The organism is Micromonospora sp. MW-13 (assembly GCF_003434305.1).
Taxonomy (GTDB): Bacteria; Actinomycetota; Actinomycetes; order Mycobacteriales; family Micromonosporaceae; genus Micromonospora.
The window spans coordinates 1-17,517 of the sequence record NZ_QKKX01000057.1 but is presented as its reverse complement, the minus strand read 5'-3'; the positions used below and the strand labels follow the sequence as shown (position 1 = coordinate 17,517).

Below are 17,517 nucleotides of genomic sequence, written 5' to 3'. Positions count from 1 at the left end.
CCCGGGGCTGGTCACCGCACGCGCCGACCCGCCGCGCCCGCGCGCCGGCTCACCGGGCGCCCGCCCCGGCCGACTGGGCCGCGGGGGCCGGATCGCCCAGCACGTCCTTAAGCAGTTGCGCGCACCACTCCAGCAGCGCCTGGTCGCGCAGCGGCTCGCCGCCCACCCGTCGGGTGCTCGGCCGGGGCACGCTGACCTGGTCGAGCGCGGTCTTGTAGACCGAGTCGGGGTGGTACCGCTTGAGCCGGAGCTGCTTGGAGTCGGGCAGCGGCAGCGGGCCGAACCGCAGGTGCTTGCCCTGCATCGAGACGTCGGTGAGGCCGTACCGGCGGGCCAGCAGCCGGAACCGGGCCACCGCGACCAGGTTCTGCACCGGGGCGGGCGGCTCGCCGTACCGGTCGGTCATCTCGGCGACCACCTCGCGCAGCCGCTCGTCGTCGCGGGCCTCGGCGAGCTTGCGGTACATCTCCAGGCGCAGCCGCTCCACCCCGACGTAGTCGTGCGGCAGGTGCGCGTCGACCGGCAGGTCGATCTTGACGTCGGTCTCCTCCTCGGGGCGCTCGCCCTTGAACGCCTGCACCGCCTCGCCGACCATCCGGACGTACAGGTCGAAGCCGACGCCCTCGATGTGGCCGGACTGCTCGCCGCCGAGCAGGTTGCCCGCGCCCCGGATCTCCAGGTCCTTCATCGCCACGTACATGCCGGCGCCCAGCTCGGTGTGCTGGGCGATGGTGGCCAGCCGCTCGTGGGCGTGCTCGGTGAGCGGCTTCTCCGGCGGGTAGAGGAAGTACGCGTACGCCCGCTCCCGGCCCCGGCCGACCCGGCCGCGGATCTGGTGGAGCTGGGCCAGGCCGAGCAGGTCGGCGCGCTCCACGATCAGGGTGTTGGCGTTCGGGATGTCGATGCCCGACTCCACGATCGTGGTGCAGACCAGGACGTCGAACTCCTTCTCCCAGAAGCCGACCATGACCTTCTCCAGCGCCTCCTCGCCCATCTGGCCGTGCGCCACCGCCACCCGGGCCTCGGGCACCAGCTCGCGGAGCCTCCGCGCCGTCCTCTCGATCGACTCGACCCGGTTGTGCAGGTAGAACACCTGGCCGTCGCGGAGCAGCTCGCGGTGGATGGACGCGGCCACCTGCCGGTCGTCGTACGCCCCGACGAAGGTCAGCACCGGGTGCCGCTCCTCCGGCGGGGTGGCGATGGTCGACATCTCCCGGATGCCGGTGATCGCCATCTCCAGCGTCCGCGGGATCGGGGTGGCCGACATGCTCAGCACGTCGACCGAGGCGCGCAGCGTCTTCAGGTGCTCCTTGTGCTCGACGCCGAAGCGCTGCTCCTCGTCGACGACCACCAGGCCGAGGGACTTGAACCGGGTGGCGGTCTGGAGCAGCCGGTGGGTGCCGATGACGATGTCGACGGTGCCGTCGGCGACCATCTCCAGGGTCCGCTCGGACTCCTTCGGGGTCTGGAAGCGGGACAGTTGCCGGATCTGGATCGGGAACTGACTCATCCGCTCGGCGAACGTGTTGTAGTGCTGCTGCACCAGCAGCGTGGTGGGCACCAGCACGGCCACCTGCTTGCCGTCCTGCACCGCCTTGAACGCCGCCCGCACCGCGATCTCGGTCTTGCCGTACCCGACGTCGCCGCAGATCAGCCGGTCCATCGGGACGACCTGCTCCATGTCCCGCTTGACCTCGTCGATGGCGGCGAGCTGGTCGGGCGTCTCCTGCCAGGGGAAGGCGTCCTCCAGCTCGCGCTGCCACGGGGTGTCCGGGGCGAACGCGTGCCCCTTGGACGCCTTCCGGGCGGCGTAGAGCTGGATGAGCTGGGCGGCGATCTCCCTGACCGCCTTGCGGGCCCGGGCCTTGGACTTCTGCCAGTCCGCGCCGCCCATCTTGTGCAGGGTGGGCTGCTCGCCGCCGACGTACCGGGAGAGCTGGTCGAGCTGGTCGGTGGGGACGAACAACCGGTCGCCGGGCTGGCCGCGCTTGCTCGCGGCGTACTCGATGACCAGGTACTCCCGGGACGCGCCGTTGACGGTGCGCTGCACCAGCTCGACGTACCGGCCGATGCCGTGCTGCTCGTGCACCACGTGGTCGCCGGCCTTCAGCTCCAGCGGGTCGATGGTGTTGCGCCGCCGGCTCGGCATCCTGCGCATGTCCCGGGTCGAGGTGCCCCGGCCGCCGGTGACGTCGTCGCCGGTGAGCAGCACGAACCGGGCCGCCTCGTCGACGAAACCGCTGGTCAGGCTGCCGCAGGTGACCAGCAGCTCGCCGGGGGCGGGCGCGGCCGGCACCTGGTCGGTGAACCGGGCGCCGAGGCCGGCGTCGCGGATCACCTCGACGGCCCGCTGGGCGGGGCCGTGGCCCTCGAAGACCAGCGCCGCCGCCCAGCCCTCGCCGGCCCAGCGCTTGAGGTCCTCGACCACCCGGGCGGTCTCGCCGTGGTAGAGCGGGGCGGGCTGGGCGGCCAGGGTCACCGCGATCGCGTCGTCCCCGGTGACGTCGACCTCGACCGGATCGTCCTCCCAGGGCTGCCGGGCCGGTGCCGGCGCGTCCGCCTCGACCAGGCCGAACGGGGCGAGGGTCCACCAGGGGCGGCGCAGGGCGCGGGCTGCCGCGCGTACGTCGGCCAGGGTCCTGAAGGCGGCGGCGCCGAGGTCGACCGGGGCCTGGCCACCGACGGCGGCGGCGGCCCAGCTCGCCTGGAGGAACTCCTCCGAGGTACGGACCAGGTCGTGCGCCCGGGTGCGGATCCGCTCGGGGTCGCAGAGCAGCACGTGGGTGCCGGCCGGCATGCAGTCCAGCAGCAGCTCCAGCGAGTCCGCGCCGACCAGCGCCGGGGCCAGGGACTCCATCCCCTCGACCGGGATGCCCTCGGTCAGCTTGTCCAGGATCTCGGCCAGCTCGGGGTGCTCCTGCGCCAGGGCGGCGGCCCGCTTCCGGACGGCCGGGGTGAGCAGCAGCTCCCGGCACGGCGGCGCCCACAGCGCCGGTACGGCCGCGATGGTCCGCTGGTCGGCGACGGCGAAGGTGCGGATCTCCTCCACCTCGTCGCCCCAGAACTCGACGCGGGACGGGTGCTCGTCGGTGGGCGGGAAGACGTCGAGGATGCCGCCGCGCACCGCGAACTCGCCGCGCTTGGTGACCAGGTCGACCCGGGCGTACGCCATGTCGGTGAGCCGGCGGGCGACCTGCTCCAGGTCCGCCTCGTCGCCGGCGGCGAGCTGCACCGGTTCCAGGTCGCCGAGGCCCTTGAGCTGCGGCTGGAGCAGCGAGCGGACCGGCGCGACGACCACCCGCAGCGGCCCGCTGCGCCCGTGCGCGTCGACGGCGTCGGGGTGGGCGAGCCGGCGCAGCACCGCCAGCCGCCGGCCGACGGTGTCGGAGCGGGGCGAGAGCCGCTCGTGCGGCAGGGTCTCCCAGGACGGGAAGACGGCGACCTGCTCGGCCGGGAGCAGGCTGCCCAGCGCCGAGGCCAGGTCGTCGGCCTCCCGGCTGGTGGCGGTCACGGCCAGCACCGGCCGCCCCGCGCCCCCACCTGAGCCCGCGCTCCCGTCGGGCCCGGGGGTGACCGGGTCGGCGGCGACGGCGGCGACGGCGAACGGGCGCAGCGCCGCCGGGGCGGTCAGGTCCAGCCCGTCGACCTGGGCGGCACCGGAGCGCGCCAGGTCACGCGCCCGGACCAGCCCGGGGTTGGCCAGAGCGGCGGCGAAGAGTCCGGTGAGCAATTCGATCACTTCCCAGTGACGCGGTCGTGGCACACGACAGTTCCCCCGCGTCCGACCCGGACGGGGGGTTGACAGCACCTCAGCCTATCCCTGCCCGCCGACACCCACCCCGCTCCCACACGGTGATCAGGTCGTCCCCGCCGACCGTGGCGAGCACGGCGGTGACCGACGGGTCGGCGAAGGCGGCGGTGAGGTCGCGGGCCCCGGTCGCGCGGGTCCGCGCCCATGACTCGGGTGGTCGGGTACTCGACCGGCTCCAGGCCGAACTCCTCGCGCAGCCGGCGCAGGCCCAGCTCGTACACGTGGGGGAAGATCGCCGGCAGACCGGCGGAGGGTGACACGACCGCGACCCGGTCCCCGGGCCGGGGCTTCGGCGGATAGCGCGGCGACTCCATGATCGAACGCTACCGGCGAACCCAACCGCTTTTCGCCGCCGTCCACCACCGGGCGAAAAGCCGCAAGGCGGCTAGATCACCCCTAGGCTGACCTGGTGGACGAGGAGCCGGACATCCCGGTGCGCGACTGGCTGCCCCGCACCGCCGCCCTGCTGGTCGGCACCCTGGCGCTGGCCAGCGCGTTCATCGCCGCGTACGTGGGGGCGCTGCACCAGCCGACCCCGCGCGACGTGCCGGTCGGGGTGGCCCTCGGCGACCAGCGCGCCCGGGCGGTGCTGGCCGCCGTGCGCGGCGCGACCGACACGATCAAGCCCGTCGAGTACGACGACCCCGCGGCCGCCGACGACGGGCTGACCGCCCGCGAGGTGTACGCGGTGCTCACCTCCGCCCCTGGGGGCGGGTTGCGCCTGACCACCGCCAGCGCCTCCGCGCCGGCCGCCACCGAACTGGTCGACCAGGTGCTCGGCCAGGCCGCCCGGCAGGCGAACCTGCCGCTCCAGGTCACCGACGAGGTGCCGGTCGAGGGGAGCGACCCGCGCGGCCTCGTCCCGTTCTACCTGGCGGTCGGCTACGTCCTCGGCGGCTACCTCGCCTCCACCGCGCTGGGCCTGAAGACCGGCACCACGCCCCGCAGCCTGCGCCGCGCCGGGCTGCGGATCGCCGCCCTCGCCGCGTACGCGGTGGTGCTCGGCGTGCTGGGCGCGACGATCGTCGGACCGGTGCTGGACGTGTGGGACCACGACGTGCCGGCGCTCGCCGCGGCCGGGGCCCTCGCGGTGTTCGCCGCCGCGATGGTCGCCGCCGCCGTGCAGGGCTGGCTCGGCCTGCTCGGCACCGGCCTCGTCATCCTGCTGCTGGTGGTGCTCGGCAACCCCGGCTCCGGCGGCGTCTACGCCCCGGAGTTCCTGCCCGGCTGGCTGCGCGGGATGCACCGGTGGAACGTCCCCGGGCTGACCACCGACCTGATCAAGTCGGCGGTGTACTTCGACCGCCGCTCGACGGGGTGGCCGGTGGGCGGGCTGGTGCTCTGGGCGGCGCTCGGCGTCGTGGGATTGCTCACGGCCACGCTGGTACGCGGCCGGCGCAGCGCCGCCCGGCGGCCGGCCAGCACCGCGCCCACCAGCACGGATGCCCGATCCGCCGAGTGAGGGCAGCGACGGCGGCCGGGCGGTCCGGGAAACGGGACGCGCCGGACCCCCTCCTTTCCGACGGGTCGTCGCGGATACCATCCAGGAAGTCGGACAGCGCTGTCCTTCGTACTCGGGTAAGGAGCGCACCGTGACCGACCAGCACGACCACGACGGCCCGGACGCCGCACTGCGGGCCGACATCCGCCGCCTCGGCACGCTGCTCGGGCAGACTCTCGCCCGGCAGGAGGGTCGCCCGCTGCTCGACCTGGTCGAGGAGATCCGCGCCCTGGTCCGCTCCGACGCCCCCACCGCCGCACAGCGCCTCGGCGGGCTGGACGTGACCACCGGCACCAAGCTGGCCCGCGCCTTCTCCACCTACTTCCACCTGGCCAACATCACCGAACAGGTGCACCGGGCCCGGGACCTGCGCCGCCGCCGGGCGGTGCAGGGCGGCTGGCTCGACCAGGCGGCCAAGATGATCGCCGAGCGCGGGGTGCCGGCCGAGGAGATCGCGGCGGCGGCCCGCCGGCTCGCGGTCCGCCCGGTGTTCACCGCCCACCCGACCGAGGCGGCCCGCCGGTCGATCCTGTCGAAGCTGCGGGCGATCGCCGACGAGCTGGACGCGGAGACCGCCAACGCCATCCTCTACGGGGCCAGCGACGAGGGGCCGGCGAACCGGCGGCTGGCCGAGCTGCTGGACCTGATGTGGCAGACCGACGAGCTGCGGCTGGACCGGCCGGACCCGACCGACGAGGCCCGCAACGCCATCTACTACCTGCGCGACCTGTACGCCGAGGCCGCCCCGCAGGTGCTCGACGACCTCGCCGACACGCTGCGCACCCTCGGGGTGGAGACCTCGCCGACGTCCCGGCCGCTGACCTTCGGCACCTGGATCGGCGGCGACCGGGACGGCAACCCGTTCGTCACCCCGGCGGTCACCCGGGAGGTGCTGCGGATCCAGCACGAGCACGGCATCGCGGCCACCGAGGCGGCGATGGAGCATCTGATCAACGAGGTGTCCGTCTCCCGCCGGCTGCGTGGGGTGTCGCTGGACCTCTCCGCCAGCCTCGCCGCCGACCTGGACGCGCTGCCCGAGGTGGCGCCCCGGTTCCGCCGGGTCAACGCCGAGGAGCCGTACCGGCTGAAGGCCCGGTGCGTGAAGGCGAAGCTGGCCAACACCCGGGAGCGGCTGCGCCGGGGCACCCCGCACGTGGCCGGCCGGGACTACCGGGGCTCGGCCGAGCTGATCGCCGACCTGGAGCTGCTGCGCGCCTCGCTGGCCCGCAACTCCGGCCAGCTCACCGCCGTCGGCCACCTCGCCTCCACCATCCGCACGGTGTCCGCGTTCGGGATGCACCTGGCGACCATGGACGTACGGGAGCACGCCGAGAAGCACCACGAGGTGCTCACCCAGCTCTACGCGGCCGTCGGCGAGGTGTCCGACTACCCGTCGCTGACCCGCCTGGAGCGGACCAAGCTCCTCGCCGACGAGCTGACCGGCCGCCGGCCGCTGTCGACGCTGGACACCCCGCTGACCGAGAGCGCCCGCAAGACGTTCGACGTGTTCGGCACGATCCGCGAGGCGCAGGACCGGTTCGGCTCCGAGGTCATCGAGTCGTACATCATCTCGATGACCCTCGGCGTGGACGACGTCCTCGCGGCGGTGCTGCTGGCCCGCGAGGCCGGGCTGGTGGACGTGCACAGCGGCCGGTCCCGGATCGGCTTCGTGCCGCTGCTGGAGACCCCGGCCGAGCTGGACTCCGGTGGCGAGCTGCTGGACGAGCTGCTGTCGCTGCCCGCGTACCGGTCCCTGGTGGCGGCCCGGGGCGACGTGCAGGAGGTGATGCTGGGCTACTCCGACTCGAACAAGGAGGCCGGCATCACCACCAGCCAGTGGTCGATCCACCGGGCCCAGCGGGCGCTGCGCGACGTGGCCGCCCGGCACGGGGTGCACCTGCGGCTGTTCCACGGCCGGGGCGGCACCGTCGGGCGCGGCGGCGGCCCCACCCACGACGCGGTGCTGGCCCAGCCGTACGGCACCCTCGACGGCGCGATCAAGGTCACCGAGCAGGGTGAGGTCATCTCCGACAAGTACACCCTGCCGGCGCTGGCCCGGGAGAACCTGGAGCTGACCGTCGCGGCGGTGCTCCAGGCCACCCTGCTGCACACCGCGCCCCGGCAGCCCGCCGAGATGCTGGAGCGCTGGGACGCGTCGATGGACGTGGTCTCCGACGCGGCGTTCCGGTCGTACCGGTCGCTGGTGGAGGACCCGGACCTGCCGGAGTACTTCTGGGCGTCCACCCCGACCGAGCTGCTGGGCGCGCTGAACATCGGTTCGCGGCCGGCGAAGCGCCCGAACACCGGGGCCGGCCTGTCCGGGCTGCGGGCCATCCCGTGGGTGTTCGGCTGGACCCAGACCCGGCAGATCGTGCCGGGCTGGTTCGGGGTGGGCTCCGGGCTGGCGGCGGCGCGCGAGGCCGGCCTCCAGGACGTGCTGGCCGAGATGCACCGCAACTGGCACTTCTTCCGCACGTTCCTGTCGAACGTCGAGATGATGCTGACCAAGACCGACCTGAGCATCGCCCGCCGGTACGTCGAGACCCTGGTGCCGAAGAAGCTGCACCCGATCTTCACCAAGATCGAGCAGGAGTACGAGCTGACCAAGCAGGAGGTGCTGGCGGTCACCTCCTCGCCGGCACTGCTGGAGAACTCGCCGGTGCTCCAGCGCACCCTCGCGGTGCGGGACACCTACCTGGAGCCGCTGCACCACCTCCAGGTGGCGCTGCTGCGGCAGTACCGGGACTCGGGCGCGGCCGGCCGGGCCGTGGCCACCGCCCCGGGCGGCCGGCGCGCCCCCAACGACGGGACGGCCCTGGAGCGGGCCCTGCTGACCACGGTCAACGGCATCGCCGCCGGCATGCGCAACACCGGCTGAGGCCCGCCGAGACGCAGAACGGGCCCCTGTTCACGCGTGGACCGCGTGGCCAGGGGCCCTTTCTGCTCGTCGCCGGACGGGTGGTCAGGGCGTCGGCCGGGTGGCCAGGCGTCGGCCGGACGCAGCCGGGTGGCCAGGCTCGGCCGCCGAGTATCCGCTCCGGGTCAGAAGTCCCCGCCGAAGTCCCCGCCCCCGAAATCCCCGCCGCCGAAGTCCCCGCCGCCGAAATCGCCGCCCCCGAAGTCGCCGCCGCCGAAGTCGCCGGCCTGGTCACCGCCGAAGTCGGCGCCGTCGCCGAATCCCTCCTGGTAGCCGGCCTCGTAGCCGTAGCCGGGGTCGGCGAACGCCGGGGAGAAGAGCGCGTCCGCGATCAGCATCCCGCCGAGCACCCCGGCGCCCGCGCCGAGCGCGGTCTTCCACCATGGCGTCGAGTACCAGCCGGCCGGCACCGGCCGGCCCTGCATCCGGCCACCCGGGTAGTAGTAGGGCGTGGCCCGGCCGGGCTGCGGGCCGGCCCGGAAGGTCTGCCCCTGCACGTTGACCTCGCGCTCCCGGGTGAGCTGGCCGGTGCCCTGCGCGGAGGCCAGCGGCGGCAGTTCGGGACCGGGGTCGATGCCCAGCGCGATCCGGGCCGCCCGGGCGTACGCCAGCCCCTCCAGGGCCGTCTCCCGGGCCAGCCGGTACTGGTGGACCGTGCGGGCCTGCTCAAGCTGGCTGCCCGCCGCGTTGTACCGCTCGCCGGCGTCGACCAGGGCCTGCCGCACCGCCGGGTCGTCGCCGTGCAGGTTCATCACCTGGCCGCCGAGGCGTTCGTACCAGCGCTGGGCGTCGGCGCGCACGTCGGCCAGGCTGCGGGCCTCCCGGGCCGCGCTCTCCCGGCGCCACCAGAGGAGGCCGCCGACGAGCAGCACCGCGAGAAGGACCACGAGCAGAAATTCCATGCTCTCGAACGTACCCGGCGCCGTCACGTGGTACATGTTTGGCAAGCTCTGGTGATGAGCTTCTCGACGCTGGCCGTGGTGGTGTTCTGCCTCACCGCCGGTGCCGCGCTGGGCTGGTTCGCGGCCCGGTCCCGGGCGGCGGCCGACATCGCCCGGCTGGAGGCCACCCTCGCCGCGGCCCGGGAGGGCGAGGGGCGGCTGGAGCAGTCGATGCGGGCGCTCGGCTACGAGGCGACCGCGCAGTCGCAGGAGGCGGTCGCCCGGGCGGTGGCGCCGCTGCACGACACCCTGCGCCGATACGAGTCCCGGGTGGCCCAGCTCGAACACGACCGGGTCGACGCGTACGCCGAGCTGCGCGAGCAGGTCCGCGCGATGAGCACGGTCTCGGGCGAGCTGCGCACCGAGACCAAGCAGCTCGTGGCGGCGCTGCGCGCACCGCAGGTGCGGGGCCGCTGGGGCGAGCACCAGCTCCGCCGGATCGTCGAGGCCGCCGGCATGCTGGAGCACTGCGACTTCGACGAGCAGGTCACCGCCGCGACCGACCACCAGGGGGTACGCCCCGACCTCGTCGTCCGGCTGCACGGGGGGCGCACCGTGGTGGTGGACGCGAAGGCGCCCTTCGACGCGTACCTGACCGCGATGGAGGCGCGCGACGAGCGCGGCCGGGACACCCAGCTCGACGCGCACGCGAAGCACCTGCGGGCGCACGTCGACGCGCTGGCCGCCAAGTCCTACTGGGCGGCGTTCGACTCGACCCCCGAGTTCGTGGTGCTGTTCGTGCCGGCCGACCCGTTCCTGGACGTGGCGTTGCAGCGCGACCCCACGCTGCTGGAGCACGCGTTCGCCCGCGACGTGGTCCTGGCGACGCCGGCCACCCTGGTGGCGCTGCTGCGTACGGTGGCGTACTCGTGGCGGCAGGAGTCGCTGGCCCGCAACGCGGTCGCGGTGCACTCGCTGGCCCGCGAGCTGTACGGCCGGCTGTCCACGCTGGGCGACCACGTCGGCAAGCTCGGCGCGTCGCTCGGCGGGGCGGTGACGGCGTACAACCGGGCGGTCGGCTCGCTGGAGGCACGGGTGCTGGTCAGCGCCCGCAAGCTCGCCGATCTGGGCGTGTCCGACCAGGAGCTGGCCGTCCCCGCGCAGATCGAGGTGGCTCCCCGGCAGCCGCAGGCGCCGGAGCTGGCGGAGCCGACCTCAGCTCTGGCCGACCGGCCCGGGTCGACGGAGCGTTAGCCCGCACAGCGGCACCGAGGACCGTCTCCGTCGGGCGGGGACGGGCTTCCCCGGTCGTCCCGGGTCGGCCGGTACGGGTCAGGCCCGGCGGGCGGACTCGACGACGAACGGGATGCCCTGCTGGCAGGTGGTGATCATGTCCGGTTTGGCCTGGCCGGTGACCGTGACCTTCGTGCCGGGGGTGAGCACGTCGGCGGGGCCGCCGACGAGTTGGTGGCCGTCGAGCAGCCGGCAGCCGGGCTCCACCCCGGCCTCGACGGTGCCCGTCAGCGTGGCCGCGCCGGGGCCCGGCGGGAGGCTCGGGCCGTGCCCCGGGGTCTTGGTGGGCACCGGCGGGGACGGCACGGCGGCGGTCGGGTCGGCCGGATCCGCCGGGCCGGTGCTGGTCGCGTCGGTCACCGGCGATCCTCCCGAGGGACTTGGGGCGGGTGTGCCGTCACCGGCCCCCTGCCCGCCGCAGGCGCTCAGCGCGGCGCAGACGACCAGGGCGGCGAGGGCCATCCGAGGAGTCTTCATACCTGTTGGGACGCGTCCGGACGACGATCCGTTCCGAGGCGTCAGAGCCACGGTTCGCCGCCGAGGGCGACGAACCCCCACCGGAGCGGACGGGTGAGACCACCGGGCACGACCGACCGCCGGACGGCCGTCAGGCGCGGACGGCCGCGGCGGCGGCCTTCATGTCCCGCTTGAGCTCCTGGGGCAGGGAGAAGGTCAGCCGCTCGTTGGCGGTCACCACCTCGTCCACGTCGGCGAAGCCCCGCTCGGCGAGGTGCGCCAGCACCTCCTGGACCAGCTCGTCGGGGACGCTCGCGCCCGAGGTCAGCCCCACGGTGCGGGCCCCGGCCAGCCAGGCGTCGTCGATCTCGTGGGCGAAGTCGACCAGGTGGCCGGCGCGGGCACCCGCGTCCAGGGCGACCTCGACCAGCCGGACCGAGTTCGAGGAGTTGCGCGACCCGACGACGAGCACCACGTCGCACTCGGGGGCGATCTCCTTGACCACGTGCTGCCGGTTGGAGGTGGCGTAGCAGATGTCGTCGCTGGGCGGCGACTGGAGCAGCGGCAGCCGGGCCTTGAGCCGGGCCACGGTCTCCAGCGTCTCGTCGACCGACAGCGTGGTCTGGGAGAGCCACACCACCTTGCTCGGGTCGCGGACGGTGACCTTGTCGGCGTCGTCGGGGCCGTCGACGAGCTGGATGTGCGCGGGGGCCTCGCCGGCGGTGCCGACGACCTCCTCGTGCCCCTCGTGGCCGATCAGCAGGATGTCGTAGTCCTCGGCCGCGAACCGCTTCGCCTCCTGGTGGACCTTGGTCACCAGCGGGCAGGTCGCGTCGATCGCCTTGAGCGAGCGGACCTTCGCCTGCTCGTAGACCTCGGGGGCGACGCCGTGCGCGGAGAAGATCACGGTGGCGCCTTCCGGCACCTCGTCGTTCTCCTCCACGAAGATCGCGCCCTGGGCCTCCAGGGTGTGCACCACGTGCTTGTTGTGCACGATCTGCTTGCGCACGTAGATCGGCGCGCCGTAGAGCTTGAGCGCCTCCTCGACGGTCTGCACCGCCCGGTCGACGCCCGCGCAGTAGCCGCGGGGCTTGGCCAGCAGCACGCGCTTGCCGGTCTGGGGGGTCGCCTGAGCCTCGGTCACCCGCCCATCCTACGTGTCCCCCCGAACCCGACATCGGCTGCGACCGCCGCCACAGCTCCCGCCACCCGCCGCCCGGGGCGTCGCCGCCGGTCCGGTGTACCGGCGGTCCGGCCGGCGGAACGCCCGTCGGGCGACGCGTCCCGCCCGGTCTGCGCGGGCGTCCGTAGGGTGTGGGGGTGAGTACGGGTGAGAATGGGCGGAGCAGCTCCGAGGAGCCGTGGCCGGTGCGGGTGGTCAGCCAGAAGGTGGGGGCGTGGATCGCCCGGCTCGGCTGGGTGTGGGTCGACGGGCAGGTGGCGCAGATCAGCCGGCGGCCCGGGGCCAGCACCGTCTTCCTCACCCTGCGGGACCCGTCGGCCGACCTGAGCCTGACCGTGACCACCAACCGGGACGTGCTCGACGCGGGCGCACCCGAGCTGAGCGAGGGCGCCCGGGTGGTGCTGCACGCCAAGCCCGAGTTCTACGCGGCCCGGGGCACGCTGAGCCTGCGCGCCGACGAGATCCGCCAGGTGGGGCTCGGCGAGCTGCTGGCCCGGCTGGAGAAGCTGAAGAAGCTGCTGGCCGCCGAGGGGCTGTTCGACCGGGCCCGCAAGCGGCGGCTGCCCTTCCTGCCCGGGCGGGTCGGGTTGATCACCGGCCGCGCCTCCGCCGCCGAGCGGGACGTGCTGACCAACGCCCGGCGGCGCTGGCCGGCCGTGGAGTTCCGCACGGTCAACGTGGCCGTGCAGGGCGCGGGCGCCGTCACCCAGATCGTCGACGCGCTGCGGGTCCTCGACGCCGATCCGACCATCGACGTGATCGTCATCGCCCGGGGCGGCGGCGGCATCGAGGACCTGCTCCCGTTCTCCGACGAGGCGCTGTGCCGGGCGGTGTTCGCCTGCCGTACGCCGGTGGTCAGCGCGATCGGCCACGAGACGGACGCGCCGCTGGTCGACTACGTCGCCGACGTGCGGGCCTCGACGCCGACGGACGCGGCCAAGCGGGTGGTGCCCGACCTGGGCGAGGAGTTGCGCCTGATCGGACAGGCCCGGCACCGGCTGGAGCGGGCCGTGCGCAACCTGGTCGACCGGGAGTCGCACCGCCTCGACGGGCTGCGGTCCCGGCCGGTGCTGGCCCGGCCACAGGTGATGGTGGAGCAGCGGGCCACCGAGGTCGCCGCGCTGCGCCAACGGGCCGGGCGGTGCCTGGACCACCGCCTCGGCGCGGCCCGGGAGGAGCTGCGACACACCCTGGCCCGGCTGCGTGCCCTCTCCCCCGCCGCCACCCTCGACAGGGGCTACGCGATCGTCCAGCGGGCCGACGGCCACGTGGTCCGGTCGGCGGGCGAGGTGAGCGGGGGCGACCCGCTGCGGGTACGCCTCGCCGAGGGCGAACTGGCTGCGACGGCCGACGGCTGAGCGCCCCGGGGCGCCGCGAGGACGCAGGCGGCGTGGCACGGGACAGCCGACAGGCCGTCCGGCGCCCGACGGCGGAGCGCCCGACGCGGCGGACGGGCGGGGATGTGCTGGGATGGGACCGATGACTGACGAGAAGAACGCCGGGCCGGACGAGCGGCTCAGCTACGAGCAGGCCCGCGCCGAGCTGGCCTCGGTGGTGGAACGGCTGGAGAAGGGCGGCACCTCGCTGGAGGAGTCGCTGGCACTCTGGGAGCGCGGCGAGAGGCTGGCCGAGATCTGCCAGCGCTGGCTCGACGGCGCGCGGGCCCGCATCGACGCGGCCCGTCAGCAGCCGCCGGACGCCTGACGGCGGGTGCGGGGCGGCGGCGGCCGGCCCCGCACCCGGCCGAGTCTCAGTTGAACAGGTTGTACAGCTCGTTGGGGGCCTCGACGACCTGGTCGGCCGGCGGGCGCTGGGCGGCGCTCGCCGCGCCGTAGTCGGCGTACGTGATCTTGATGTCCTGCGCCTTGTTCTGGCCGGACGCCGGGATCTGGATGACCAGCTCGCTGAGTCGGCCCTGCGGGTCCAGCTTCGCCGTGAACGGCAGCGACCGGGCCTGCTGGCCGAGCGCCTTGATCAGCTCGGCGTTCAGCGAGCCGGCCTCGGCGGCCTTCGTCACGTCGATCGTGCCCGCGTAGGCACCCTCGCCGGTCTGCCGGACCTCGGTGACCCCCTGGGTGAGCACCTCGCTGCCGGCCGGGTCGACCTTGTCGAAGTCGAAGGCCAGGTTGCGGTTGCCCTTGATCCGGGACTGGTCGAGGTGCTGGTACTTGCCGAGGTTGAGGCTCTGCACGCCGGGCAGCTTGGCCGCCTGGCCGCCGAGGTCGAGCTTGACCCAGCTGTCCGGCTTGAGGTGCACCAGGTCCAGCCTCATCTGCACGTCCGAGGAGGCGTCGCCGATGGTCAGCTTCATCTCGGCGCTCTGGCTCGGCTCGTGCACCTGCCCCTGGGCGGTGCTGCCGACGCCGGCCATGGTGAACCGGAAGTTGCCGTTGCGGATCTCGTTGGTCGAGTTCAGCAGGGCCTGCTTGGCGTCGCCCGTACCGGGCGAGGCGCTGCCCGGGGCGGCGCTGCCGGGAGCCGCGCTCCCGGAGACCGTCGGGGACGCGGAGGCCCCCGCCTCGCCGGTCCCGGTGCTGTTGCAGGCGGCCAGAGCAGGAGTGAGCAGCGTCGCGGCGAAGACCGCCGCGCTGAAGCGACGAATGGTCACGTGAACCTCTCCAAGTGGGTCGTCCGGCCCACACAGGCGCCGGAGGCGGCGCGCCGCAGCCCGAGCGCTGGCTCCGACGCACGAGTCCCGCCCGGCTGGCTGCGCCTGCGGGGTCGCACCCCTTCTGTTCCCGGTCGCCGTCTTCGGCAATCCATGTCCGGTCCGTCGCCCCCGCCGGCCCACCCGGGCGGCCCGGTGCCGGGGCAGCCCGCCCTAGCGGACGGCGTCGGCGAGCCGGCGCAGTTCGTTCTCCCGGGCGTCGCCGACCACGATCACCGTGCGGCCCGGTTCGAGCAGCACGAGGGCCTGCTCGTTGCCCCGGGCGGTGTACCGCTGCCAGCTACGTCCGCCCAGCTCGGTGGGGCCCTGGGGCTGTCCCTCGGCGGTCAGCTCGGCGGGCAGCAGCCGCTCGGGCGGCACGTCGCTCTGCACGAGCTGGGCACCCCGCCCCTCCGGGGTCAGGTAGCCGATCCGCAGGTTGGAGCCGCCCTCGACGCTGCGGTAGCTGGCGCTGACCGTCTTCCAGTCGTCGCCGAGCCCGGTGGGCTGGCTCACCGGGAAGGCGCTGGCCGCGCGGGCCTGCTCCAGGGCCGGGGCCGGGTCGACGGTGCTCGGCTGGTCGCCACCGAGGAAGCCCCGGTAGAAGGCGAGCAGCAGGGCGATGGGGACCAGCAGCACCAGCAGCGAGATCGCCATGTCCTTCGGCGACCGCTCGGACCTGGCCTTCTCCTTGCCCGCCGGCCGGCCCCCGGGCCGGCCCGGGGACACCGCCGGCCGGCCCGGGGGCGGCACGGGGTGCTCGTCCGGACCGGCCTGGCTCGCGGACGCCGACTCGACCAGGGCCGGTTGCCCGACGGCGGCGGGCGGAGCCGGGTCCCCGGCGGCGGCGGGCGGGGCCGGGTCCCCGGCGGCGGCGGGCGGAGCCGGGTCCCCGGCTACGGCGGGCGGAGCCGGGTCCGACGGAGCGGGCGTCGGCGGGGTCGGCTCGGCGGGGGTGTGCTCGGCGGGCTGGGCGGGATCCACCTCCCCATTCTTCCAGCCCCCGGCGACCGGGAAGCGGCCCACCACCGCCGGCAGCCGGCGCGTCCCCCCGGCCGGCTGCCGGCGGTGGGCGGCAGGGGGAAAGGGTGATCCGTCCCACCACCCGGTTGGCGGGAAGCTGGCCACCAGCGCCCCGACCCGGCGATAGGTTGACGATCGTGTGAGGATCAGCGACAAAGCCGGCGGCGGTGACGACCGTGTGCCGCCGGTCCACCCCGCAACGTCGCGAGGAGGAAAGCCGTCATGACGAGCACCAGGACGCGGACCCCCCAGGATCTGGACCGCAACCTCGCCCTCGACCTGGTCCGGGTCACCGAGGCGGCGGCGATGGCCGCCGGCCGGTGGGTCGGCCGGGGCGACAAGGAGGGCGGCGACGGGGCAGCCGTCGACGCCATGCGCAAGCTGATCAACTCGATCCCGATGCGGGGCGTCGTGGTGATCGGCGAGGGCGAGAAGGACAATGCCCCGATGCTCTTCAACGGCGAGGAGGTCGGCGACGGCACCGGCCCCGAGGTGGACGTCGCGGTGGACCCGATCGACGGGACCACGCTGATGAGCAAGGGCATGCCGAACGCGCTCGCCGTGCTCGCGGTGGCCGAGCGGGGGGCGATGTTCGACCCGAGCGCCGTCTTCTACATGGAGAAGCTGGCCGTCGGCCCGGCCTACGCCGACGTGGTCGACATCAACGCCGGGGTGGCCGACAACCTGCGCCGGATCGCCAAGGTCAAGGGCACCGACGTCTCCGAGGTCACCGTCTGCGTGCTGGACCGCCCGCGCCACGACGACCTGGTCGCCCAGGTCCGCCGCGTCGGGGCCGGCATCCGGTTCATCTCCGACGGCGACATCGCCGGCGCCATCGCCGCCGCCCGCGGCGAGTCGGACGTCGACGTGCTGATGGGCATCGGCGGCACCCCGGAGGGGATCACCGCCGCCTGCGCCCTCAAGTGCATGGGCGGGGTGATGCAGGCCAAGCTCTGGCCGCGCGACTCCGCGGAGCGGGAGAAGGCGCTCGCCGCCGGGCACGACCTGGACCGGGTGCTCACCACCGACGACCTGGTCACCGGCGACAACTGCTTCTTCGTCGCGACCGGGGTCACCTCCGGCGACCTGCTGCGCGGCGTGCGCTACCGGGCCGGCGGGGCGTACACGCAGTCGATCGTCATGCGCTCCAAGAGCGGCACGATCCGGGTGATCGACTCGTACCACCGGTTGGAGAAGCTGGCGCTGTACTCGGCGGTCGACTTCGACGGTCGTCCGCTGGCCGAGCAGGAGTGACGGGCACCACCACGACCGCGCCGCCGACCTTGACGGCCACCCGCCGGATCGCCGGCGTCGGGCTGGCCGTCGCCTCCGGGTTCGCCGTCGCCGTGCAGTCCCGGATCAACGGCGAACTGGGCGTACGCCTGGCCGACGGGATCGCCGCGGCGGTGGTCTCGTTCGGCCTCGGCCTGCTGGTGCTGTTGGTGCTGGTCCCCGCCACCCCGGCCGGGCGGCGGGGCCTGTCCGCGCTGCGGGCGGCGCTGGCGGACGGCTCGCTGCGGCCGTGGCAGTGCCTCGGCGGCGTCTGCGGCGCGTTCCTGGTAGCCAGCCAGGGGCTGACCATCGGCACGCTCGGCGTGGCCGTGTTCACCGTGGCGGTGGTCGCCGGGCAGTCCGGCAGCAGCCTGCTGGTCGACCGGGCCGGGATCGGTCCGGCCGGCCGCCAGGCGGTCACCCCGAACCGCCTGGTCGGCGCGGTGCTGACCGTGCTGGCCGTGCTGCTGGCGGTCGGCCACCGGCTGGGTGACCCCGGCACGCTGGGCCTGGCCGTGCTGCCGCTGCTGGCC

The 17,517-nt window shown here is 74.5% G+C and carries 13 protein-coding genes and 1 pseudogene; 7 read left to right on the top strand and 7 right to left on the bottom strand.

The genetic code is table 11. From position 1 onward, the window contains the following. Positions 1-49: 49 nt before the first annotated feature. Positions 50-3,730 (bottom strand): transcription-repair coupling factor, encoded by a 3,681-nt coding sequence (gene mfd, locus C5N14_RS24905; protein WP_117671308.1) that lies wholly within the window; start codon positions 3,728-3,730, stop codon positions 50-52. Between the two features lie 118 nt (positions 3,731-3,848). Beyond that, positions 3,849-4,125 (bottom strand): annotated as a pseudogene (locus tag C5N14_RS34285) (LD-carboxypeptidase); the annotation flags it as partial. A 95-nt stretch (positions 4,126-4,220) separates the two neighbouring features. Here C5N14_RS34285 and C5N14_RS24895 point away from each other — a divergent pair. Then, on the top strand, positions 4,221-5,273 hold the full coding sequence (locus C5N14_RS24895; RefSeq protein WP_117671222.1) for a hypothetical protein: 1,053 nt from the start codon (positions 4,221-4,223) through the stop codon (positions 5,271-5,273). A 130-nt stretch (positions 5,274-5,403) separates the two neighbouring features. Beyond that, positions 5,404-8,190, top strand: coding sequence for a phosphoenolpyruvate carboxylase (gene ppc, locus C5N14_RS24890; RefSeq protein ID WP_117671220.1), 2,787 nt, complete (start codon positions 5,404-5,406; stop codon positions 8,188-8,190). Positions 8,191-8,354: 164 nt separating this feature from the next. On the opposite strand, the gene C5N14_RS24885 is transcribed toward ppc, so the two are convergent. Next, positions 8,355-9,131, bottom strand: coding sequence for a hypothetical protein (locus C5N14_RS24885; RefSeq protein WP_117671306.1), 777 nt, complete (start codon positions 9,129-9,131; stop codon positions 8,355-8,357). A 54-nt stretch (positions 9,132-9,185) separates the two neighbouring features. Between C5N14_RS24885 and C5N14_RS24880 the strand changes: the two genes are divergently transcribed. After that, a complete protein-coding gene (locus C5N14_RS24880) occupies positions 9,186-10,364 on the top strand; it encodes a DNA recombination protein RmuC (protein WP_117671218.1) in 1,179 nt (392 codons plus the stop codon). Between the two features lie 78 nt (positions 10,365-10,442). Here the strand turns inward: C5N14_RS24880 and C5N14_RS24875 are convergent, their stop codons facing one another. Together C5N14_RS24875 and C5N14_RS24870 are read right to left on the bottom strand one after the other, a co-directional pair. Next, complete coding sequence (locus tag C5N14_RS24875) at positions 10,443-10,880, bottom strand: hypothetical protein (RefSeq protein ID WP_117671216.1); 438 nt, start codon at positions 10,878-10,880, stop codon at positions 10,443-10,445. A 130-nt stretch (positions 10,881-11,010) separates the two neighbouring features. Then, complete coding sequence (locus C5N14_RS24870; protein WP_117671214.1) at positions 11,011-12,003, bottom strand: 4-hydroxy-3-methylbut-2-enyl diphosphate reductase; 993 nt, start codon at positions 12,001-12,003, stop codon at positions 11,011-11,013. A gap of 176 nt (positions 12,004-12,179) precedes the next feature. Between C5N14_RS24870 and xseA the strand changes: the two genes are divergently transcribed. Both xseA and C5N14_RS24860 read left to right on the top strand, forming a co-directional pair. Further along, a complete protein-coding gene (xseA, locus tag C5N14_RS24865) occupies positions 12,180-13,400 on the top strand; it encodes an exodeoxyribonuclease VII large subunit (RefSeq protein ID WP_117671212.1) in 1,221 nt (406 codons plus the stop codon). A 121-nt stretch (positions 13,401-13,521) separates the two neighbouring features. Continuing rightward, positions 13,522-13,746, top strand: coding sequence for an exodeoxyribonuclease VII small subunit (locus C5N14_RS24860; RefSeq protein ID WP_117671210.1), 225 nt, complete (start codon positions 13,522-13,524; stop codon positions 13,744-13,746). Positions 13,747-13,792: 46 nt separating this feature from the next. On the opposite strand, the gene C5N14_RS24855 is transcribed toward C5N14_RS24860, so the two are convergent. Then, on the bottom strand, positions 13,793-14,650 hold the full coding sequence (locus C5N14_RS24855) for a hypothetical protein (RefSeq protein WP_117671208.1): 858 nt from the start codon (positions 14,648-14,650) through the stop codon (positions 13,793-13,795). A gap of 213 nt (positions 14,651-14,863) precedes the next feature. Further along, entirely contained in the window at positions 14,864-15,673 is an 810-nt protein-coding gene (locus C5N14_RS24850; RefSeq protein WP_117671304.1) for a DUF4245 domain-containing protein, read from the bottom strand. 261 nt (positions 15,674-15,934) lie between these two features. On the opposite strand from C5N14_RS24850, the gene glpX reads away from it, so the two are divergent. Continuing rightward, positions 15,935-16,966, top strand: coding sequence for a class II fructose-bisphosphatase (gene glpX, locus C5N14_RS24845; RefSeq protein ID WP_117671206.1), 1,032 nt, complete (start codon positions 15,935-15,937; stop codon positions 16,964-16,966). A gap of 29 nt (positions 16,967-16,995) precedes the next feature. Further along, positions 16,996-17,517 (top strand): DMT family transporter (locus C5N14_RS24840; protein WP_371685900.1); only part of this gene is annotated, 522 nt, incomplete at its 3' end.